Source organism: Azoarcus sp. KH32C, assembly GCF_000349945.1.
GTDB lineage: Bacteria > Pseudomonadota > Gammaproteobacteria > Burkholderiales > Rhodocyclaceae > Aromatoleum.
The window spans coordinates 1,781,971-1,802,430 of sequence record NC_020516.1 but is presented as its reverse complement, the minus strand read 5'-3'; the positions used below and the strand labels follow the sequence as shown (position 1 = coordinate 1,802,430).

Here is a 20,460-nt window from a genome sequence, read left to right as displayed (position 1 = left end):
CCTTAGTCGTCGATCACGACCGAATGCGGCACGCGGCCGACGGGCACCGAGCGCAGCACTTTGCGGCTGGCGGTGTCGATCACCGAGAGGTCGTCCGAGAGGCCGTTGACGACGTAGAGCTGGCTCTCGTCACGATTGAGTGCAGTACCCCAGGCGCGTTTGCCGACAAGGATGTAGTCCTGCACGGCGCGAGTCGCGACGTCGACGACGGCGACGTGATTCGCGCGTCCGAGCGTGACGTAGGCAGTCTTGCCGTCGCGGGTCATCGTGATGCCGACCGGCGTCACGTCGTCGGGGCGGAAGCCCTTCGGCTTGAAGTCGACGTTGCCCTTCACGGCGTCGCGCGTCGCGTCGATGATCGAGACGCGCGCGCCCATCTCGTTGGTGACCCACACCTCGGCTCCGTCCGGCGTCATCGCGAAGCGGCGCGGGCGGTTGCCGACCATCACGTTGGCGACGATCTTGTTGGTCGCGGTATCGACGACGTGGACCATGTTCGCGACTTCGGAGGTGACATAGACGCGCTTGCCGTCGGGGCTGACGCGTACACCTTCGGGCTCCTCGCCGACTTCGACATGGGCCACAGGCTTGCGCGATGCGATGTCGATCACGGCGAGTTGGGCGCCCTCCTCGTGCGAAACGTAGAGGCGCTTGCCGTCGGCCGACAGGTCGAACATCTCGGGATCCTCGGCGACCGGAATGCTGCGCACGACCTTGAGCTGCGCGATGTCGATGACGTCCACGCGGTTGTTCTTGCTCGAGATGACATAGAGCGACTGGCGGTCCGGGCTCAGGTGCATATCGCGCGGGCGCTTGCCGGTGGCGATCGTCTTCACGACCTTCCAGGTCTTGCCGTCGAGCACGGTCACGGCGTTGTCGTTCTCGCTGCTGACGAACACGTAGCCGGTATCCTTCGCGCCGGCCGTCCCTGCGGCAAAGGCCAGCGCGAGCGCGGCCATCGTCGTCCTGATGCGAATCACTGGGGGAGTCTCCTGTCGTTGTTGTTGGATGCGTCGTCTTGGGGGCGTCGGTTCAGTCCTGGTTGCCGCCGGTGAGCTTCAGGAAAGCCTCGGCGAGCGTCGGCGTCCCGGCGGATTGCGCGAGGGCTTCGGGACGTCCTTCGGCGAGGATACGTCCCTGGTGAAGCACGATCACGCGGTTGGCGGCCTCCGCTTCGTCGACGAGGTGGGTCGCCCACAGTACCGCGACGCCGCGGTCGCGCAGCGCGAGGACCTCGTCGAGCAGCTGGCGGCGCGAGGCGGGATCGAGTCCGACGGTGGCCTCATCCATCAGCAGCACGGCCGGCTCATGCACGAGTGCGCGGGCGAGTTCGACCTTGCGCCGGTTGCCGCCGCTCAAGGCACGGACCGGGTCTTCTGCCCGATCGACGAGGCCGACGCGGCGCAGGCTGTCGTCGATGCGCTCGCGGGCGCGCTTGCCACCGAGCCCGTGCAACTTCGCATGGAAGTTCAGGTTGGCGACCACGCTCAGATCGAGGTCGAGCGTCATCTGCTGGAAGACGACGCCGATGTCGGCGAGCGCCCGCACCGGGTCGCGCCGGATGTCGTGGCCGCAGACGCTGATGCGGCCGGTGTCGGCGTTGAAAAGCCCCGTCAGCAATTGGAACAGCGTGCTCTTGCCGGCGCCGTTCGGGCCCAGCAGTGCGACGAATTCGCCGGGCTGGACCGCGAGGCTCACGCCGCGCAGCGCCTCGCGCGGTCCGTAGGACTTGCGCACATCCTCGAGGTGCAGGAGTGCCGTGTCGGGCGTCGGGTCGGGCATGCTGTTGCGGTCCTGGGTGCGGCCTTGGATGACGGGCGCGGCTTCGATCGTTTCAGACATCCGGTCTTTCCTCCTTCCCCGATCCGCAGGTCGCCAGCCCGGCAAGGATCTCGGGGTGCTCCGCCAGCAGACGGGCATGCAATTGTGCGACGGCCGCGTCGTCGGGCAAGCGCGGACGCGGAAGATTCACCTGCAATTCCAGCACGACGCGACCCGGCGCGGGGGACAGGAAACACACGCGGTCGGCGAGCGAGAGCGCCTCGCGCAGGTCGTGCGTGACGAAGAGCACGGTACTGCGGCAACGTTGCCACAGTTCGACGAGCATCGCACGCAGGCGGTTGGCGGTAGGCACGTCTAGCGACACGAAGGGCTCGTCCATCAGCAGCACCGCCGGTTCGATCACGAAGGCACGCGCGAGGGCGACACGACGCTGCATCCCGCCGGACAGCCGCCCCGGATAGGCGTGCATCACGTCGCCGAGTTCCATCGCGCGCAGCAGGCCGAGCGCCCGTTCGCGCGCTTCCGGAGACGGCCCGGCGACGAGCAGCACGTTGTCGAGCACGGTGAGCCAGGGCATCAGCCGCGGCTCCTGGAACATGTAGCCGGTGTCGTGCCGTGCGCCGGGTTCGCCGATGCGGATGCGGCCATCGACGTCGTGATCGAGCCCGCCGATGACGTTGAGCAGCGTGCTCTTGCCGCAACCGGACGGGCCCACGACGCAGACGAATTCGCCCGGCGCGGCACGCAGTTCGAGCCCCGCGAGCGCGAGATGCGGACGCCCGCCGCGGTCGGCGTAGGATTTGCGGTCGATCGTGATTTCAAGCATGGATCAACTCCGCCAGCGGGTGAGCCGCCGTTCGAGCGGGCGCAGGCCGGCCGCTTCGACGACAAGCACCACCGCGGCAAAGGTCAGCGTATAGGCCAGGATGCCTGCGATATCGAAGAGCTGGAAGAACATGTTGAGCTGGAAGCCGATGCCATTGCTGCGGCCGAGCAGTTCGACGACGAGCACGATCTTCCAGATCAGCGACAGCCCCGAGCGCGCGGAGGCGATCAGCCAGGGGTAGAGCTGCGGCAGATACACGCGCATGAAGGTGAGGCGCCGCGGTAGCCGATAGGCCTGAGCGACCTGCATCAGGCCGCGGTCGATCGCGCGCGCGCCTTCGCGCACGGTGACGACCACCGTCGGGATCTTGTTGAGCGCGACGGCAACGATCGCCGCGGCGTCATTAAGGCCGAACCAGACGTAGCACAGGATGATCGTGACCAGCGCCGGGATGTTGAGGCCGAGCACGAGCCAGCCGTCGAGCAGCAGGTCGAGCTGGCGCCAGCGCCCCATCGCGATGCCGATGGCGGTGCCGATCGCCATCGCGAGCAGGAAGCTCACCGCGACGCGCGCGAGCGTGATGCCGAGATGAAGCGGCAGCACGCCCGACAATATTTCGTCGAACACGCGCCGGAACACGACCGCAGGGGCCGGCAGCGTCGAGCTATTGAACAGCATCGCCGCGACCTGCCACACGACGAGGAATCCTGCGAGCGATGCGAGGCGCAGCCAAGCTTCCGCGCCGACGCGCGGCACGCCGAGCCGAGGTGCCTTGCGGCGCTCGCCCAGGAGCATCACGCCGGCCTCATCGACCGCGCCCTTCATCACCGGCCGCCCGCGCGCCAGAAGGTGCCGGCCGGCAAGGCAGTCGCCGAGCCGACGAGATCGGTGCCGCCTTCGTCGGCCAGGATGCGGAACACGCTGCGGGCCGTGCGTTCGGCGCGTGCGACGTCGGCCGTCGGGATGCCGGCGCGAAAGCCTTGCTTCAGGGCGGTGAAGGTCGCATCGTCCTCGGCCTGCGTCAGGCTGCGGATGTCGGCCCACACCGTGTCGGACTCCTGCATCGCCTGCTTGGCCTTGGCCGATGCGCGCAGGAAGGCTTCGAGCGCGGGACGGTTCTTGGTCGCCCAATCCTCGCGGAAGACCCAGCCGACCATCGGCAGTTCGCCTTCGACGCCGAGCCCCTGCAGGATCTGGTCGAGGCTCAGCAACTCGCGCATCCCCGCCGCACGCAGGCGCGCCGAGAAATGCCAGAAGTTGAGCACCGCGGGCAGTTCGCCCTTCAACATCAGTGCGTTCAGGAGCGGCGGTGCGCCGAAGTCGGGCTTCACGAGCTTTGCGGCGTCTTCGCCGATGGTCTTGCGGGAGTATGCTCGGAGCAGCAGCCAGCTCTTGTCGAGCGCGCCGCCGGCAACCCCCATGCGCTGGCCACGCAGGTCCGCCAGCGTGCGGATGTTCGAATCCGGCCGCACCATCACCGATCCGATCGCACGCGAATACGGCGCAAAGGCGAAGTCGCGCCCCTCGGCGCGCTGGCGCGCAACCCAGATCCAATCGTTGACGATCACGTCCACCGCCCCGCCCTGCAGCGCGACGTTCGCGGCGTCCTTCAGCGCCAGCGGCACGACCTCGAAGCGCACTCCTTCGCGCTCGGCAAGGCCGAGCCGCTTCATGACTTCGAGTTCCCAGCTGACGGTACCGTACTGCAAGACGCCGATGCGGATCGTCGGCAGGTCGGCAGCCTTTGCGGCGCCGACGAGACAGGCGAACGACGCCAGCGCGGCGAACGCCGCTCGCAGCAGATTGCGGAACATCAGATTGTCTCCTCGTTATGTTTTTGTCGGCCACATAGCGTTCATCGTAGCCGCAGTACCCGCAACATGCAGGATTCGATCCACATTGACGAAGAGGCGTTCCGACAAGCCTTTCAAAAGAAATCGTTGCGCGGTGGAACATCCTGTCCCAAAACGGAGCAGCAGCATGTTGACGCTTTGCGCCTTCCGCGCAACGGATGCTTCAGGGAAAGAGCTCCGCGATTTCCTCATCGGTGAATAGACGGGAGCGCAGATGGAAGCTGTAGCCTTCCGGCCCTTCGAGCGAGAACATCCCGCCCCGCCCGGGCACGACGTCGATGATCAGCTGAGTGTGCTTCGAGAACTCATACTGCGAGCGGCTGATATAGAAGGGGCTGGCCGCGATCTGCCCGAGCAGGATGTCTGCCGGCCCGACGACGAATTCGCCGCGCGGGTAACAGTTCGGCGCACTGCCTTCGCAGCAACCGCCGGAGAGGAAGAACATTACCGGACCGTGCTGCGCGATCAGGCGTTGGATCAAGGCCTCGGCCTCGGGCGTTGCGATGACCGTGTCGACCATTCGAATCTCCTTGTCTCGCCGTGCCCCAGGTCCACGGCAAAAAAAACGGGCGGCCGAGGCCGCCCGATAACTCTTCCACTCTGGGAGGGAGGAGAGGGAGAGGAGAACGCCACCACTGCGGCACGGTCAGGCGTCCGTGCCACAGCGGCGACCGAAGCTCAGAAGAAGCCCAGCGCGTTCGGGCTGTAGCTGACCAGGAGGTTCTTGGTCTGCTGGTAGTGGTCCAGCATCATCTTGTGGGTTTCGCGACCGATACCCGACTCCTTGTAGCCGCCGAAGGTGGCGTGCGCCGGGTAGGCGTGGTAGCAGTTGGTCCACACGCGGCCGGCCTTGATGCCGCGGCCCATGCGGTAGGCACGGCTGCCGTCACGCGACCACACGCCGGCACCGAGGCCGTACGGGGTGTCGTTGGCGATCTCGAGGGCTTCGGCTTCGTCCTTGAAGGTCGTCACGCCGAGCACCGGCCCGAAGATCTCTTCCTGGAAGATGCGCATCTTGTTGTGACCCTTGAACAGGGTCGGCTCAATGTAGTAACCCTCGGCCAGCTCGCCGCCCAAGTGGGCACGATTGCCGCCGATCAGGCACTGGGCGCCTTCCTGCTTGCCCAGGTCCAGGTAGGACATGATCTTGTTCATCTGGTCGGTCGAGGCTTGCGCCCCCATCATCGACTCGGTGTCGAGCGGGCTGCCCCGCTTGATCGCCGCGACGCGGGGGAGCACGCGCTCCATGAAGCGGTCGTAGATCGATTCCTGGATCAGCGCGCGCGACGGGCAGGTGCACACTTCGCCCTGGTTGAACGCGAACAGCACCATGCCTTCGATCGCCTTGTCGAACAGCTCGTCGTCGGCGTTGGCGATGTCTTCGAAGAAGATGTTGGGCGACTTGCCGCCGAGTTCGAGCGTGGCGGGGATCAGGTTCTGCGCAGCGGCCTGGGCGATGACACGGCCCGTTGCGGTCGAGCCGGTGAAGGCGATCTTCGCGATGCGCTTGCTGGTCGCGAGCGGCATGCCGGCTTCACGGCCGAAGCCATTGACGATGTTCAGCACGCCCGGGGGCAGCAGGTCGGCGATCAGTTCGACCAGCACCATGATGGAGACCGGGGTCGATTCGGCGGGCTTCAGCACCACGCAGTTGCCGGCACCGATCGCGGGAGCGAGCTTCCATGCGGCCATCAGGATCGGAAAGTTCCAGGGAATGATCTGGCCGACGACGCCGAGCGGCTCGTGGAAGTGGTAGGCGACGGTGTGCTCGTCGATCTCGCTGATGCCGCCTTCCTGCGAACGCAGGCAGCCGGCGAAGTAGCGGAAGTGGTCGACCGCCAGCGGGATGTCGGCGTTCAGCGTTTCGCGGATCGCCTTGCCGTTGTCGACGGTCTCGGCATACGCGAGCATTTCAAGGTTGGCTTCGAGGCGGTCGGCGATCTTGAGCAGGATGTTGGCGCGATCGGCAGCCGAGGTGCGGCCCCACTTGTCGGCAGCAGCGTGAGCGGCGTCGAGGGCGAGGTTGACGTCTTCCTCGGTCGAACGGGCCACCTGGCAGAAGGGCCTTCCGGTGATCGGGGTCAGGTTCTCGAAGTACTGGCCGCGGACCGGCGGGACAAACTTGCCGCCGATGAAATTGTCGTAGCGGGTCTTGAATTGGACCTTGGCGTCGGGCGTGCCGGGCAGCGAGTAGATCATGAACGGTGTCTCCAGTAGTTGATTGAAACGCTGTTGCGTCGCAGGACCTTTTCGCAGGGGGCGTGCCAGCTTGGTTTGCCAACCTCAACGCCATTCAATTTTTCATTTAAATACAGTCATATGAATCATTAATCAGGCCATATGCATTAATTCAAGATGTCAATCGGCTTGCATGTTGCGCTGCTCAACAAGGGCACAGTTGCTCCAATTCGCAACATCGCTGCATGGCTAGAACATTTGAAAGGACCTGCCCAGCGCACGGAATGATTTGTGCTTTGCATGTCCGCATGACCCCTGTTCCAAAGGCTCCTCTTCTTCCGGAAACCCTGGTCGCGTCATGGGCGCGCAGCCAGGATCACGGCTTGCGTCCCGACGAACCGGTCGACGGGACGGCGGTCGCGCATGCGGAACTGACGGAGCGGCTGGAGGCGAACAACCGACTGCTGACCTTTTCACGGCCGATGATCGAGGGCCTGTATTCGCAGATCGCGAGCCCCCATTCGACCGTGCTGCTCGCGGACCGCGGCGGCATGATTCTCAGCGCAGTCGGGCATACCGACTTCCTCGACCGCGCGAGCCTCGTGGCACTTCGCCCCGGCGTCGACTGGAGCGAAGGCAGCATGGGCACGAACGCGATCGGCACTGCGCTGCAGACGGCAGACACCGTGTCGGTGCTCGGCAGCGAACACTATCTCGAACGCAATCGCATCCTCGCCTGCGTCGCAACGCCGATCCTCGCGCCGACGGGCGGCATGCTCGGCATCCTGGATATCTCATCCGACGCGCGCGCTAACGTGACGCACGCGCGTGCGCTGCTGCGCACGACGGCAGAGCTCATCGAGCAACGCCTGATCGAAACGGCTGACGACGGCTTCCTGACGCTGCGCTTCCAAGCCGGCGTCAACAGTCTTTCGACGCCGCTGCATGCGCTGGCGGTGTTCGACGAGACCGGCGCCATGCTCGCGACGAGCCGACTCGCGCGTGCGCTGCTCAATCTGCCCGAAGGCGGGGTAGCGGGGACCTTCGACAGCTGCTTCCTGACGCGCTGGGGCGACATCGTGACGCACGCCGCGCGCGCCGACGAAGCCCTGTTCCCGCTGCGCGCATTCGACGGCCGGACCTTCGTCGCGCGCGCCAGTCTGCGGCGACGAAGACCGCGCAACACCGCACCGCCGCATGCATCGCAAGCCGAAAGCCCGGCCCGTCCGTCGCCGCCGCCGACCTCATCCGCACGCTCCTCGCCTGCTGCCGGCAATTCACGGTTGGGCGAAATGGCACTCGGGGACGCGCGTATCGCGGAGATCATCGACGTCCTCCACGAATGCGCCATCGCACCGACACCGCTCCTCGTCGAAGGCGAGATGGGAACCGGCAAGGCTTACGTGATCCGCGCCTTCCACGCGGATCACTGCGCCTCGCCCGATGCTCCGATCGTCGGGATCGATTGCCGGGGGCTCGCGCCGGGCGCCAAAGGGGAGGAACAAGTGGACATCGCCTGGACGCAGGCCGCGAACGGCATCCTGTTCCTCGACGAATTCGACCTCCTGCCGGTGCCGCTGCAGGCGCGGCTCTTCGACGCCAACGACGGATCGCGCGCACGTATCGTCGGCGCGACGCGGCGCCCGATAGCCGAGCTCGAAGGGGCTGGTCACCTGGACCTACGGAACTTCCACGCCAACGGCGGGCACATCCTGTCGATGCCGCCACTGCGCGAACGCAGCGATTTCGAAACGCTCGTGCGGCGCTTCGTCAGCCAGGCCGCACCGGGCCGGCAGATCTACATCCGCCCCGAGGCGCTCGCCCTGCTCCATCGCCACGCCTGGCCGGGCAACCTGCGCGAGTTGCGCAACCAGATCGCCCTGATCCTCGCGCTGATGGGCGACGAAGCCGAACAACTGTGTCCGGAAGACATTCCGCCGGAGCTTTTCGAAGAAGACCACCTCATCGGTGCGTAAGGCACCGAGCCGCCGGAAAAGCCCGTCAGCGATTCTTGTCGACGAGGTCCGCGATCCGCGACAGCAGCGCCTCGAAATCCAGCGGCTTGTGCTGCACGCGAATCCGCTCGGCAGCCATCCGACCGATCACGGACGGATCGGTATCGCCAGTGATGAGCAGCGCAGGCAGATCGTTGCCGAAGGCCGTCCGGAGCGAGGTAATGACATCGAAACCCGTTTCGCTTCCGGCAAGCCGGTAGTCGGAGATCACGACGTCGGGCGCCCTGCCGTCGAGGCGCGGCCAGAGTTCCTTCCGCGAAGCGGCGGCGATCACCTCATGACCGGCACTGGTCAGCGCGTGGGTGAGCGCCAAGGCGACCTCGGCGTTGTCTTCCACCACTGCGATTCTTAGCGGCCGATGCGAATATGCGTGGCGAAATGCGGGTTTGACCGCTTCACCGAGCGGAACTTCCACGGCAAACATCGACCCTTTGCCCGGTCTGGAGCGAACCCGGATCTGTAAACCCAACAATTCGGCAGTCTTGGCGACGATGGCGAGCCCGAGCCCGGACCCCTTCGCCCGATTTCTCTCGTAATTGCCGAGTTGCCGGAATTCCTCAAAAATCTCGGACGTCTTGTCCTCTGGAATGCCGAGGCCGGTATCCCAGACCTCCACCCACATCTTTCCTTCGCGTCGCCGACAGCCGATCAGGACCCCGCCTTTCTCGGTGTAGCGGATCGAGTTGGACACGAAGTTTTCGATGATGCGCCGGAAGAGGATTGCATCGGTGCGGGCGATCAGGTGAGACACGGTACAGCGCAGCTGCAATCCTCTTGCATTCGCCTCCGGCTCCTGCGACGACACGACGTTCGCGATGAGTGCATCGAGCATGAAATCGCCGGGGTCGGCCGTGACGATACCCGCCTCCAGCTTGGACAGGTCCAGCAGGTTGCTCAACATTCCACTCAGGCTGGTAACACAGTTCTGCATGTTCGCCACCACTAGGCCATCAACCGCCGAGGGCTTGCTTCCGAGTGCCCCCACGTATAGCGAGAGCGCAGAGAGCGGCTGTCGAAGGTCGTGGCTGACGGCCGCCAAAAATCGCGTCTTGGCGTTGTTGGCACGCTCGGCTTCGACCTTTGCGGTCGCAAGTTCGGCCGTCCGTTGCATCACCAGTTTTTCCAGTTGCTGCCGCGACCGCTCTTCATTGGCCAGCAGCGCCCTTTCCGCTCCCTTCTGTTCGGCAAGGGCCGCTTCGGCGACGGCACGTGCATGCTCGAGCGTGTCGACCATGCGACCTCTTTCTAGTCCCAGACGTATCGCGGAATCGAGCGACTCGTGCAAGTAGGTGGCACTCGCCAACACGGCAGCCAGAAAGATGACGACCATGGCCGCGAACGCCCAGTGCAGCACCGAGTCGGCCTGCAACGACAGGACGGCAGCCAGCGGCAGGACGACCAGCAAGGCGAAGATCCGGAAGGCGGCGGGGACCGGCGCCAGGACGGGCACGGCACCGGCCACCATTCCGGCCAATACCAGGCCCGTGAACAGGCGCACGCCATCTGGGGCATGCCAACTGAAGAGCACGGCGCCTGCGCCCCAAAGGGCGGCCGTCATCGCGGTGGCAGCAATGTAACGATGGCGCCACGCGACCGCGTCGACCGCATTCGGGACCGCGGTCGCAAACCGTCGCGCGATCCCATAACGCCACGCGGCGACAGCGACCATAAGCGCCCACCATGAAAAGGCCAGCCAGGGATCGGTATGAAGCGTCGTATTTACAAACGCCAGCAAGGATCCGTTGACGACGTTGACGGCTTGAGCGATGCCCGCATTGCGAAACAACAGCGCCGTTTTTTGCCGCTGAGCTTCCACTTCGATATCTGAAACCGATACGCCGGGAGGAGACATTGTAATCTCATGACAATATCAAGCCCTGTTTGAGCCAAAGGCAGGCGCAGCGCTTGTGCAAAGTGTCACTAGATTACTGCCGACCTCCATATTGTCAATTTGCGAGATGCGCGAGGATCCGTAAATGGCATGAATCCGATCGATGACAAATGGAAATCCGGCGCAACCGGGCGAAGTCAGCAGGCCGGCACCTCGACCCGGACCCGCAGCAGCGGGAGCAGTTGCACCGCCATCACGCACGCGAAGATCAGCGCGCCGCCTGCCATCTGCTCCACCGACATCGATTCGCCGAGGACGACTCGGCCGGCCAGCGCCGCGAAGAGCGTTTCGCAACTGAGCAGGATCGCAGCGTCGGCGGCCTGCGTGTGACGCTGTGCGACGACCTGCAGTGTGAAGCCGAGCCCCACCGACAGCACGCCGGCGTAGGTGATCGACGGCAGCGCGCGCACAAGGGCGTCGGTGCTCACCACCTCGCCGGCAGCGCCGACGGCAAGTCCCAGAAGACCGCACACGAGAAACTGCAGCATCGCGACCGCGATCGGCGCGCCCTTGCGAGTTGCCAAACGACCAACCAGCAGCACATGCGCCGCCCAGAACACCGCGCTCGCGATCACCCACAGGTCGCCGACCGACAATGCAGACAGTGCTCCACCACCGAGCATCCACGTGCCCGCCAGACAGCCGAAGCTTGCCGGCCAGACCGACCAGTGCAGCCGTTCGCGCAGCAGCAGCGCACTCGCGACCGGCACGATCGGCACGTAGAGCACGGTCAGGAAGCCGGCATTGCTGACGGTGGTTCCGCCCACGCCGATCTGCTGGAAGGCCGCGCCCAGGAACAAGACCGCGCCCAGCAGGCAACCGCCGATCAAGTCGCGCGCATCGAGGCGCACACCACTGCGCGCGAGTCGCCGAAGCTCCCACCAGGCGAGCGGCGCCACGATCACAACGCCGAAAAGGAAGCGAACGCCTGTAAACGTAAACGGACCGACGTCGCGCATTCCCGCCTGTTGGGCGACGAATGCAGTCCCCCAGATCAATGCCGCTACGAGCAGCAGCGCGTTGGCCTGCGCACGCCTCATCGGACACCGCCGCGGAACGGGCACGGACGCCCGCAGATCGAACCGGTCATTGGATTCCTTCAGTGAAATTCGCCGGATTCCGGAAGATTCCGGCCGGCAGATGCGGCGATCTTAATGGAATCCGTCGCGGGGAAGAGTGCGCCTTGAACACAATGGCAGCCAACTCTGCCGTTTTGATATTTATCTGACTCTATCGCTGCATGTTTGGCTATTCTGCTTGACACTGCTGTCGTTCAAGATTCGCCCCCACATCGCTGTAACAAAGGACAAGCCCATGCGCCACAACGAGATCGCCAGAAGTAAACTTGATTACATCAACCGGACACGTGCGTGGGCGGCAGTCCCCGAACCGAATCCAGTGGGAGTCTGAGGACATGACCAACCGGAATGTCAGTCTGATCGGAGTTCCGACCGACGTCGGCGCGGGCGTGCGCGGCGCGAGCATGGGGCCGGAGGCGCTGCGCGTGGCCGGACTCGGGCGGGCGATTGCCGCCTTCGGCGTCGATGTCCTCGATTGCGGCAACCTGAGCGGCCCGAACAACCCCGAGTTGCCGGCGGTGAACGGCTTCCGTCATCTCGCGGAAGTGGCGGCATGGAACACGATCTTGCACGAGGCCGTGTACGCAGAACTCCACGGCGGGCGCCTGCCCATCATGATGGGGGGGGACCACTGCCTCGCCATCGGCTCGATCAGCGCGGTCGCTCGGTATTGCCGGGAAACCGGCAAGAAGCTGCGCATACTGTGGTTCGATGCCCACGCCGACCTGAACACCGCGACGATGACTCCGTCCGGCAACATCCACGGCATGCCGGTCGCGTGCCTGTGCGGCCACGGCCCGGAGACGCTCACGCGGATCGGCGGCCATGTCCCCGCGATGCTTCCCTGCGACATCCGGCAGGTCGGGATCCGCAGCGTCGACGAAGGGGAAAAGACCTTCCTGCGCGAACTGGGCGTGGAAGTCTTCGACATGCGCTACATCGACGAAGTCGGCATGCGGGCGGTGATGGAACAGGCCCTCGCGGGCGTCGATGAGAACACGCACCTGCACGTCAGCCTGGACGTCGACTTCCTCGACCCGACCATCGCGCCCGGCGTCGGCACCACGGTGCGCGGCGGACCGACCTACCGCGAAGCCGAACTGTGCATGGAAATGATCGCCGACACCGAGCAACTGGCGTCGCTTGATATCGTCGAGCTCAATCCGGCGCTCGATCATCGCAACATGACCGCGGAACTTGCGGTGGATCTCGTCGAAAGTCTGTTCGGCAAGAGCACGCTGATGCGGATGCATCGGCACACTACCTGAGCGATTTCTTGCCCTGGATCAAATCAATGTGCACACAGCGGGGTAAGCTGCATTCCATAAACCCGAGCGGAACGCTCAACTATGTGAGTGAAGCCGCCGATCAGCGCACCCCAACCGACGTGTAGCTCCCCGACCATGGCCAAGAAATTTCCCCTGCACCCCAAGCATCCCGAGCGAATCTGCTGGGGCTGCGACAAGTATTGCCCGGCGACCTCGCTCGCCTGCGGCAACGGATCCGGTCGTACCTTGCACCCGGCGGAAATGCTGGGTGAGGACTGGTACACGTATGGCGACTGGGGGATCGAGACGGGCGAGGAAGGAGAAAAGCCGGCCGATGACGGGGCGGCGGCGCCACGCTAAGCGGTCGCGCCGGCGCAGTCAGCGGAGTCAGAACTCCCAGGCGATTCCGGCCTGGGCGAAATTGCGGTCGTTGCCGCGACCGAGGGCGCCGGATATCTTGAGTCCGGGCAGGATTTCGTAGCGCAGGCCCAGCGCGCGATCCGGACGCGAGTCTTCGGCGCCGAAGGTTTCCACCGTCAGCTGCAAGTCTTCCATCAGCGGGAATTCGTAGCCGATGCCCCAAGTGCCGGAGGTGTCGCTCTCGCCCTTGGCGCGGATGCGCTCGGTGCCGAGATTGAGGTGCAGCACCTGCTCGTTCTCGAAGCGGTAGGACGCGAGTCCGGTCAGCGCGTAGCTGCGTTCGCTGAAGCGGTCGGGCGTCTCGCGGTCCTTGATGCGCGTCACGCCAAAGTCGACGCGCGCGCCGAGCGACCAGCCCTTTTCGTTCTGGTAGGGCACCCACTTCGCGCCGAAGCCGAAGCCTTCGAAGCGGGTGGAGGGCCGGGCGCTACCGTCGTGGACGCGGCCGGCGCCGACTTCGAGCTCGACGTCGTCGATCGGGCTGAAGCCAAAAACGAGTTCGCCGCCGCGGGCGCGGTCGTCCTTGCTCCAGATGCCTTCGACCTTCATGCCGCCCTTGTCGAGGGTGCCGGCATCATCGACGTTCATCGGCGCCTCGGCGTGGGCGAGCGATGCCATCAGCAGGCCCGCCGACAGGGTGACGAAGGATGCGACGGGGGGAAAACGGTGTGGCTTGCCTTGCATTTCAAACTCCAGATCGGACCATCCGCACCGCGAGGACGACAAGCCATGGCCGTAGGCTACATCGTCTCCGGTGCGGAAATTCTCGTGCCGCGGGGAGGCCGCATTGTAGCGGCGCAGGCGCGGGCACGGAAGCAGGCAGGGTCCTCGCGGCGGGCGTACAACGGCCCTATCCGGCCTCCTGCGGCGCGGCCGTTTTCAGGACGGCAAGGGAAGAGACCAGGTCAACGAAGCGCTCGCCTTGCACGGCGACGTGGCCACGCAGACGCTCGGCGGCGAGTTCACCATCGCCGGCGAGGATGGCGTCGACGATGGCCTGATGCTCGGAGTAGGAAGTCTGCATGCGGTTGCGTACGCGCAGCTGCAGCCGGCGATAGGGGCGCAGCCGGCGGTGCAGCGCGATCGCCTGCTCTGCCAGGAACTCGTTGTGGCTCGCGGCGTAGAGCGCGCGATGGAAGACTTCGTTGAGCCGATAGTATTCGTCCGGGTTCTGCGCATCGCGGGCGGATTCGCAGGCGCGATGTGCCTCCTGCAGCGCCTTTTGTTCGGTCTCGCTGATTCGCCGAGCCGCCAGGCGGCCGCACATCGCTTCGAGTTCCGCCATCACTTCGAACATCTCGCACAGTCGCGCCGGGCCGACCTCGGCAACGGTCGCTCCGCGCCGGGGACGCATTTCGATGAGCCCGGCCGCGGCCAGCTGGATCAGCGCTTCACGCACCGGGGTGCGGGACACCCCGAATTCCGCGGCGAGTTCCTGTTCATCGAGGCGCGACCCCGGCTGCCGGATGCCGGTCGCGATCTGCTCCTCGATCATTTCGCTGAGTTCCTCCGAGCGCCGGAGGGAGGGTTGTTCATGGTCCATGGTCAGCCTCTGGGGGCGCATCCGCGCCCGGACTTCATATCACGTACGCATTCTAATACAGAAATCTTCCATCATGTATTTTGACGCGCCTTTTTTGTATACATAATGTCAAGAGCGGGGGGAACCCGGGTTCCCCCGCCGCTGCAAGCCTGCAGTTCAATGATTGATCGGTACGAGCAGCACCGGCACCGTCGACTTGACGGTGACGCGGTGGGCGACCGAACCGATCAGGATTTCGCCCAGGGCAGTATGCCCGGCCGAGCCGAGCACGATCAGGTCGGCCTCCAGGCGCTGCGCCTCGGCCAGCACGATGTCGGCGGGCGCGCCCTCCAGGATTCCGACCGAGGTCACGCCCGCCAGTGAAGCATCCTTGCCCAGATCGGCAATCTCCTCGTCGATCCGCTCGCGGATGCGCCGGACCGCGTCTTCACGCAGTCGGGGGATTGCCTCCTCGGGCAGGTAGCTGTCGAGCGCCACCATCGAGTTTTGGGCGCTGCTATACATCACTGTGACGAGATGCAATTGCGCGCCGAGGCGTTGAGCCATTCCCGCCGCGTGTTTCAGCACGTCCGCGCTGTGCGGTCCCAGATCCGTCGCGATCAGGATGTTTTGGATGCCATAAGCCATTTGAAGCTCCTCCTATTTCGAACCAGTGGATAAGACCTTTCTGCCTCCGATCGCGAGAAACCCCTCCTCCAGATCAGAAATACAGAAATTGTTGACTTTGTGTTCTTCAAGTGTAGTCTTGTATACACGAATTGACCAGTAGCATACGAATCCACGGCAACAGTGTGACGATGCACTCGGACCGCAGCCTGGGTCCGGCAACCAACCTTTCCCAAAGTGGAGGAGACATATCCATGAACATCACCCGTCGTAACCTCTTGCGCGGCATGATCGCCGCCCCCTCGCTGGCGTTGCTGGGCAATCCGCGCTTCGCCAACGCCGCGACCGAGCTGAAGATCTCGCACCAGTTCCCCGGCGGCACGCTCACCGAAGGCGATTTCCGCGATCGGCTGTGCCGACGCTTCGCGGCCGAGCTCGAAAAGCGCAGCAACGGCGCGATGAAGGGCACGGTCTATCCGGGCTCCTCGCTGATGAAGGTGAACGCGCAGTTCAGCGCGATGCGCAAGGGCGCGCTGGACATGTCGCTGGTGCCGCTCTCCTACGCCGGAGGCGAAGTGCCGGAGACCAATATCGGCCTGATGCCGGGCGTGGTCACGTCCTATGAGAAGGGCCTCGCATGGAAGACCGGCGAGATCGGCAAGGCGCTCACCGACGTCCTCGCCGACAAGGGCGTCGTGATCGTGAGCTGGGTGTGGCAGGCGGGCGGCGTCGCCTCGCGCACGAAGGGGCTGGTCGAGCCAGAAGATGCCAAGGGCATGAAGGTGCGCGGCGGGTCGCGCGAAATGGACATGGTGCTCAAGGAAGCCGGGGCGGCCGTGCTGTCGCTGCCGTCGAACGAGATCTACGCGGCGATGCAGACCGGCGCGCTGGATGCGGCGATGACCTCCTCCACCAGCCTGGTCTCCTTCCGCCTCGAGGAAGTGGCCAAGCACCTGACCACCGGTCGCGGCAAGACCTACTGGTTCATGTTCGAGCCGCTGATGATCTCGCGCAGCATCTTCGAAGGCCTGCCCAAGGACCAGCAGCAACTGATCATGACGATCGGCGCCGAGATGGAGAAGTTTGCGCTGGAGCAGGCGAAGGGCGACGACCAGACCGTGGTCGACGTCTATACCAAGGCCGGCGGCAAGGCCTACGACCTGAGCGACGCAACGGTCAAGAAGTGGCAGGCGATCGCGCGTGAAACGGCGTGGAAGGATTACGCCGGCAAGAACGCGAATTGCGCCCGCATCCTCGGCCTGGTGGAGAAGTCGCTATGAGCGCGCCCGCACGGCCGCCCGAAGGGGGCGCTCTCCTCCCTCGGGGAGGTGGTCGCGTCGGCGACCGGAGGGTAGTCCAATGAGTCACGGTTTCGAGCTGCCGGGGCATGCGCCCCTGGCCACGCCGCAAGTCACGGGCGTACTCCGCCCGCTGGCGAAGGCGGTGGAGGTCCTCAACAAGGCGGCGCTCGGCCTGTCGATGATCGCGATCCTCGTCGCCTGCGGCATCCTCACCAGCAGCGTGGTGCTGCGCTACTTCCTGCACATCGCCACCGACTGGCAGGACGAGGCGGCGGTGTTCCTGCTGGTGGGCGCGACCTTCTCGTGCGGCGCGTGGGTGCAGTCGCAGCGCGGCCACATCGGCATCGAGGCGCTCGACGGCATCCTGCCGGCGGCGGTGAACCGCTTCCGCAAGCTGATGTGCGACGTGGCGTCCTGCCTGTACTGCAGCTTCTTCGCCTGGAAGTCGTGGACGCTGTTCCACGAGGCCTGGGTCGACGGCATGACGACCTCGTCGTCCTGGGCGCCCCCGCTGTGGATTCCCTATAGCTTCATGGCGGTCGGCATGACGCTGCTCGCGCTGCAGATCTTCCTGCAGGTCGTGAGCGGCCAGCCCACCAAGGAGGGCAAGCAATGAGCACCACCCTGGTTGGAATCATGTATGGCATCGGAACGATGCTGCTGATGTTCTCCGGCATGCCGATCGCGTTCGCGCTGGGCCTGATCGCGGTGATCTTCATGTTCTTCTTCATGCCCGGCTCGGCGCTGGATACCGTGACGCAGAACGTGTACGAGGAGATGGCGAGCATCACGCTGCTGTCGATCCCGCTCTTCATCCTGAAGGGCGCGGCGATCGGAAAGAGCCGCGCGGGCGCGGATCTGTATTCGGCGATCCATGCGTGGATGTACAAGATCCCGGGCGGCCTGGGCATTGCCAACGTCTTCGCCTGCGCGCTGTTTGCGGCGATGGCGGGTTCGAGCCCCGCGACCTGCTCGGCGATCGGCAGTGCCGGCATCCCCGAGATGCGGGCGCGCGGCTACTCGCCGGGCTTCGCCGCGGGCATCATCGCCGCGGGCGGGACGCTGGGCATCCTGCTGCCGCCGTCGATCACGATGATCCTGTTCGCGGTGGCCTCGGAACAGTCCCTCGGGCGGCTCTTCCTGGCGGGCATCGGTCCGGGCGTCCTGCTCGTCGTGGTGTTCGCAGGCTACGCCGCGTGGAAGTACAAGCGCGAGTACGACGCGGCGCTGACGCTCGCGCAGTCGGGGGGCAAGCAGTCCGCACTGCTCAAGGAGGAGCATTTCACGCTCGCCGAGAAGACGGCGATGCTGCCGCGCGTGCTGCCCTTCGTGATCCTGCTGATCGGCGTGATGGTGGCGCTCTACGGCGGCTATGCGACGCCGTCGGAGACGGCCGGCCTCGGCGGCCTGCTCGCGCTGGTGCTGATCGGCGGCATCTACAAGGTGTGGAAGCCGGCCCAGCTGAAGCCGATCCTGTCCAGCACGCTGAAGGAATCGACGATGCTGATGTTCATCATCGGGATGTCGCTGCTCTACTCCTACGTGATGAGCTACCTGCACATCTCGCAGAGCGCCGCCGAGTGGATCGTCGCGCTGCATCTGTCGAAGTGGGTGCTGCTGGCCGTGATCCTGGTGCTGGTGGTGGTGCTGGGCTTCTTCCTGCCGCCGGTGTCGATCATCCTGATGACCGCGCCGATCCTGCTGCCGCCGATCCGCGAAGCCGGCTTCGACCTGATCTGGTTCGGCGTCGTGATGACGGTCGTGATGGAGCTGGGCCTGATCCACCCGCCGGTGGGCCTCAACATCTTCGTCATCAAGAACGTGGCGCCGGACATCCCGCTGAAGGACGTGATCTGGGGCGTGATGCCCTTCGTCGGCCTGATGATCGCCTCGGTGGTGCTGATGTGCATCTTCCCCGGCATCTCGACCGCCCTGCCCGACTACTTCCTCGGGGCGAAGTAACGCGAACCGGGCGGCGTGCCGAGAGCCCGCCGCCCCTCGCGGCCCCAGACCGATCATCCTGGAGTCCATCGAATGAATTCACCCGAATCCCCGGGCCGTGCCTGGGACACGCGGGCGCGTAACCGTGCCCGCCGCCTGGAGCGGGCGGCGAGTCTCGCGAACGGGCGCAACGTCGCGCCCGAGAACATCGTCGCACTGCTCGAAGCCGTCATCGAACCGGGCGATCGCCTGTGCGTCGAGGGCAACAACCAGAAGCAGGCCGACTTCCTGTCGCGCGCGCTGACGAAGACCGACCCGTCGCGGGTGCGCGACCTGCACCTCGTGCAGTCGGTGCTGGCGCTGCCCGAGCACGTCGACATCATCGAGAGCGGCCAGGTGAGCCGGATCGACTTCTCATTCTCGGGGCCGCAGGCCGGGCGTCTCGCGCGACTCGTCGAAAGCGGCCGCATCACGATCGGCGCGATCCACACCTATCTGGAGCTTTTCGCGCGCTATTTCGTGGATCTGACGCCGCAGGTCGCGCTGGTCGCGGCTCAGGCGGCAGACCGCGAGGGCAATCTCTACACCGGCCCGAACACCGAGGACACGCCGGCGATCGTCGAGGCGACGGCCTTCAAGGGCGGCATCGTGATCGCACAGGTCAATGAGATCGTCGACAACCTGCCGCGCGTCGACATCCCCGCGGACTGGGTCGATTTCACCGTCGCGGCGCCGACACCGCATTACGTCGAGCCGCTCTTCACACGCGATCCGGCGCTGATCACCGAGACCCAGGTGCTCACGGCGATGATCGCGATCAAGGGGCTCTATGCCGAATACGGCATCACGCGGCTCAACCACGGCATCGGCTTCGACACAGCCGCAATCGAGCTGCTGCTGCCGACCTACGCCGCCGACCTCGGCCTGAAGGGCAAGATCTGCACGCATTGGGCGCTGAACCCGCATCCGACGCTGATCCCGGCGATCGAGGCGGGCTTCGTGCAGTCCGTGCATTCCTTCGGCTCCGAGGTGGGCATGGAGCGCTACGTCGCGGCGCGGCCGGACGTGTTCTTCATCGGCCCGGACGGGTCGATGCGCTCGAACCGCGCGTTCTGCCAGGCGGCCGGCCACTACGCCTGCGATCTCTTCATCGGTTCGACGCTGCAGTTGGATCTCAACGGCAACAGCTCGACGGCGACCAAGGGCCGCATCGCAGGCTTCGGCGGCGCGCCGAACATGGGCGCCGATGCGCGCGGACGGCGGCATGCGTCGCAGGCCTGGCTGCGCGCCGGGCGCGAAGGTCGCGGAGACAACCCGATGCCGCGCGGCCAGAAGCTCGTCGCGCAGATCGTCGAGACCTTCCGCGAACACATGGAGCCAGCCTTCGTCGAACGTCTGGACGCCTGGGATCTCGCCGAATCGGCCGGCATGGACCTGCCGCCGGTGATGATCTACGGCGAGGACCTGACGCACGTCATCACCGAGGAAGGCATCGCCAACCTCTTGCTGTGCCGCACCCGCGAAGAGCGCGAACAGGCGATCCGCGGCGTCGCGGGCTACACGCCGGTCGGCATGGCGCGCGACCGGCGAGCGGTCGAGAACCTGCGCGACCGCGGGATCATCCGCCGCCCCGAGGACCTCGGGATCGACGCGCGGCTTGCGACGCGCGACCTGCTCGCGGCGCGCAACATCAAGGACCTGGTCCATGCCTCGGGCGGGCTCTACGACCCGCCCAAGAAATTCCGCAACTGGTAGGA

General features: G+C 65.4%; 19 protein-coding genes. 7 read left to right on the top strand and 12 right to left on the bottom strand.

From position 1 onward, the window contains the following. Positions 1 to 2: 2 nt before the first annotated feature. The 7 genes from AZKH_RS07930 to adh all read right to left on the bottom strand — a co-directional run bounded on the left by AZKH_RS07930 (position 3) and on the right by adh (position 6,660). Positions 3 to 980, bottom strand: a complete 978-nt coding sequence (locus AZKH_RS07930) for a PQQ-dependent catabolism-associated beta-propeller protein (RefSeq protein ID WP_015435237.1) — start codon at positions 978 to 980, stop codon at positions 3 to 5. 52 nt (positions 981 to 1,032) lie between these two features. Then, entirely contained in the window at positions 1,033 to 1,842 is an 810-nt protein-coding gene (locus tag AZKH_RS07925) for an ABC transporter ATP-binding protein (RefSeq protein ID WP_015435236.1), read from the bottom strand. Continuing rightward, on the bottom strand, positions 1,835 to 2,608 hold the full coding sequence (locus tag AZKH_RS07920; RefSeq protein WP_015435235.1) for an ABC transporter ATP-binding protein: 774 nt from the start codon (positions 2,606 to 2,608) through the stop codon (positions 1,835 to 1,837). The genes AZKH_RS07925 and AZKH_RS07920 overlap by 8 nt, the downstream gene beginning before the upstream one ends. Before the next feature lie 3 nt (positions 2,609 to 2,611). Next, entirely contained in the window at positions 2,612 to 3,433 is an 822-nt protein-coding gene (locus AZKH_RS07915; RefSeq protein WP_015435234.1) for an ABC transporter permease, read from the bottom strand. Next, on the bottom strand, positions 3,433 to 4,422 hold the full coding sequence (locus AZKH_RS07910; RefSeq protein ID WP_015435233.1) for an ABC transporter substrate-binding protein: 990 nt from the start codon (positions 4,420 to 4,422) through the stop codon (positions 3,433 to 3,435). Before AZKH_RS07910 ends, AZKH_RS07915 begins: the two co-directional genes overlap by 1 nt. 202 nt (positions 4,423 to 4,624) lie before the next feature. Continuing rightward, positions 4,625 to 4,981 carry a DUF779 domain-containing protein gene (locus tag AZKH_RS07905; RefSeq protein WP_015435232.1) on the bottom strand — a complete coding sequence of 119 codons (357 nt, stop codon included), beginning with the start codon at positions 4,979 to 4,981 and terminating at the stop codon, positions 4,625 to 4,627. Between the two features lie 158 nt (positions 4,982 to 5,139). Then, positions 5,140 to 6,660 (bottom strand): aldehyde dehydrogenase, encoded by a 1,521-nt coding sequence (gene adh, locus AZKH_RS07900; protein ID WP_015435231.1) that lies wholly within the window; start codon positions 6,658 to 6,660, stop codon positions 5,140 to 5,142. 287 nt (positions 6,661 to 6,947) lie between these two features. Between adh and AZKH_RS07895 the strand changes: the two genes are divergently transcribed. Beyond that, positions 6,948 to 8,615: a sigma-54-dependent Fis family transcriptional regulator gene (locus AZKH_RS07895; protein WP_015435230.1), complete on the top strand. Its 1,668-nt coding sequence runs from the start codon at positions 6,948 to 6,950 to the stop codon at positions 8,613 to 8,615. 25 nt (positions 8,616 to 8,640) lie between these two features. On the opposite strand, the gene AZKH_RS26255 is transcribed toward AZKH_RS07895, so the two are convergent. Beyond that, positions 8,641 to 10,506, bottom strand: coding sequence for a HAMP domain-containing sensor histidine kinase (locus AZKH_RS26255; protein ID WP_015435229.1), 1,866 nt, complete (start codon positions 10,504 to 10,506; stop codon positions 8,641 to 8,643). A gap of 176 nt (positions 10,507 to 10,682) precedes the next feature. Next, a complete protein-coding gene (locus AZKH_RS07885) occupies positions 10,683 to 11,585 on the bottom strand; it encodes a DMT family transporter (protein WP_015435228.1) in 903 nt (300 codons plus the stop codon). Positions 11,586 to 11,959: 374 nt separating this feature from the next. Here AZKH_RS07885 and rocF point away from each other — a divergent pair, with 374 nt between their 5' ends. After that, positions 11,960 to 12,892 carry an arginase gene (gene rocF, locus AZKH_RS07880; protein WP_015435226.1) on the top strand — a complete coding sequence of 311 codons (933 nt, stop codon included), beginning with the start codon at positions 11,960 to 11,962 and terminating at the stop codon, positions 12,890 to 12,892. Positions 12,893 to 13,027: 135 nt separating this feature from the next. Further along, on the top strand, positions 13,028 to 13,252 hold the full coding sequence (locus tag AZKH_RS07875) for a DUF3079 domain-containing protein (RefSeq protein WP_015435225.1): 225 nt from the start codon (positions 13,028 to 13,030) through the stop codon (positions 13,250 to 13,252). A gap of 27 nt (positions 13,253 to 13,279) precedes the next feature. Here the strand turns inward: AZKH_RS07875 and AZKH_RS07870 are convergent, their stop codons facing one another. The 3 genes from AZKH_RS07870 to AZKH_RS07860 form a co-directional block, all read right to left on the bottom strand. Then, positions 13,280 to 13,996: a hypothetical protein gene (locus AZKH_RS07870; RefSeq protein WP_015435224.1), complete on the bottom strand. Its 717-nt coding sequence runs from the start codon at positions 13,994 to 13,996 to the stop codon at positions 13,280 to 13,282. A gap of 166 nt (positions 13,997 to 14,162) precedes the next feature. Continuing rightward, positions 14,163 to 14,855: a GntR family transcriptional regulator gene (locus AZKH_RS07865; RefSeq protein ID WP_041656011.1), complete on the bottom strand. Its 693-nt coding sequence runs from the start codon at positions 14,853 to 14,855 to the stop codon at positions 14,163 to 14,165. Between the two features lie 156 nt (positions 14,856 to 15,011). Continuing rightward, the gene (locus tag AZKH_RS07860; RefSeq protein ID WP_015435222.1) at positions 15,012 to 15,482 is read right to left on the bottom strand and encodes a universal stress protein; all 471 of its coding nucleotides are present in this window, start codon (positions 15,480 to 15,482) and stop codon (positions 15,012 to 15,014) included. 233 nt (positions 15,483 to 15,715) lie between these two features. Here AZKH_RS07860 and dctP point away from each other — a divergent pair, with 233 nt between their 5' ends. The 4 genes from dctP (at position 15,716) to mdcA (ending at position 20,458) form a co-directional block, all read left to right on the top strand. After that, complete coding sequence (gene dctP / locus AZKH_RS07855) at positions 15,716 to 16,741, top strand: TRAP transporter substrate-binding protein DctP (RefSeq protein ID WP_015435221.1); 1,026 nt, start codon at positions 15,716 to 15,718, stop codon at positions 16,739 to 16,741. A 79-nt stretch (positions 16,742 to 16,820) separates the two neighbouring features. Continuing rightward, the gene (locus AZKH_RS07850; protein ID WP_015435220.1) at positions 16,821 to 17,378 is read left to right on the top strand and encodes a TRAP transporter small permease; all 558 of its coding nucleotides are present in this window, start codon (positions 16,821 to 16,823) and stop codon (positions 17,376 to 17,378) included. Next, positions 17,375 to 18,724, top strand: coding sequence for a TRAP transporter large permease (locus AZKH_RS07845; protein ID WP_015435219.1), 1,350 nt, complete (start codon positions 17,375 to 17,377; stop codon positions 18,722 to 18,724). The genes AZKH_RS07850 and AZKH_RS07845 overlap by 4 nt, the downstream gene beginning before the upstream one ends. 72 nt (positions 18,725 to 18,796) lie before the next feature. Beyond that, the gene (gene mdcA, locus AZKH_RS07840) at positions 18,797 to 20,458 is read left to right on the top strand and encodes a malonate decarboxylase subunit alpha (protein ID WP_015435218.1); all 1,662 of its coding nucleotides are present in this window, start codon (positions 18,797 to 18,799) and stop codon (positions 20,456 to 20,458) included. Positions 20,459 to 20,460 lie beyond the last annotated feature (2 nt).

Coding starts and splice junctions, on each gene's coding strand:
- AZKH_RS07925 (WP_015435236.1), bottom strand. CDS start 1,842: ATGTCTGAAACGATCGAAGCCGCGCCCGTCATCCAAGGCCGCACCCAG.
- AZKH_RS07920 (WP_015435235.1), bottom strand. CDS start 2,608: ATGCTTGAAATCACGATCGACCGCAAATCCTACGCCGACCGCGGCGGG.
- AZKH_RS07915 (WP_015435234.1), bottom strand. CDS start 3,433: ATGAAGGGCGCGGTCGATGAGGCCGGCGTGATGCTCCTGGGCGAGCGC.
- AZKH_RS07910 (WP_015435233.1), bottom strand. CDS start 4,422: ATGTTCCGCAATCTGCTGCGAGCGGCGTTCGCCGCGCTGGCGTCGTTC.
- AZKH_RS07905 (WP_015435232.1), bottom strand. CDS start 4,981: ATGGTCGACACGGTCATCGCAACGCCCGAGGCCGAGGCCTTGATCCAA.
- adh (WP_015435231.1), bottom strand. CDS start 6,660: ATGATCTACTCGCTGCCCGGCACGCCCGACGCCAAGGTCCAATTCAAG.
- AZKH_RS07895 (WP_015435230.1), top strand. CDS start 6,948: ATGACCCCTGTTCCAAAGGCTCCTCTTCTTCCGGAAACCCTGGTCGCG.
- AZKH_RS26255 (WP_015435229.1), bottom strand. CDS start 10,506: ATGTCTCCTCCCGGCGTATCGGTTTCAGATATCGAAGTGGAAGCTCAG.
- AZKH_RS07885 (WP_015435228.1), bottom strand. CDS start 11,585: ATGAGGCGTGCGCAGGCCAACGCGCTGCTGCTCGTAGCGGCATTGATC.
- rocF (WP_015435226.1), top strand. CDS start 11,960: ATGACCAACCGGAATGTCAGTCTGATCGGAGTTCCGACCGACGTCGGC.
- AZKH_RS07875 (WP_015435225.1), top strand. CDS start 13,028: ATGGCCAAGAAATTTCCCCTGCACCCCAAGCATCCCGAGCGAATCTGC.
- AZKH_RS07870 (WP_015435224.1), bottom strand. CDS start 13,996: ATGCAAGGCAAGCCACACCGTTTTCCCCCCGTCGCATCCTTCGTCACC.
- AZKH_RS07865 (WP_041656011.1), bottom strand. CDS start 14,855: ATGGACCATGAACAACCCTCCCTCCGGCGCTCGGAGGAACTCAGCGAA.
- AZKH_RS07860 (WP_015435222.1), bottom strand. CDS start 15,482: ATGGCTTATGGCATCCAAAACATCCTGATCGCGACGGATCTGGGACCG.
- dctP (WP_015435221.1), top strand. CDS start 15,716: ATGAACATCACCCGTCGTAACCTCTTGCGCGGCATGATCGCCGCCCCC.
- AZKH_RS07850 (WP_015435220.1), top strand. CDS start 16,821: ATGAGTCACGGTTTCGAGCTGCCGGGGCATGCGCCCCTGGCCACGCCG.
- AZKH_RS07845 (WP_015435219.1), top strand. CDS start 17,375: ATGAGCACCACCCTGGTTGGAATCATGTATGGCATCGGAACGATGCTG.
- mdcA (WP_015435218.1), top strand. CDS start 18,797: ATGAATTCACCCGAATCCCCGGGCCGTGCCTGGGACACGCGGGCGCGT.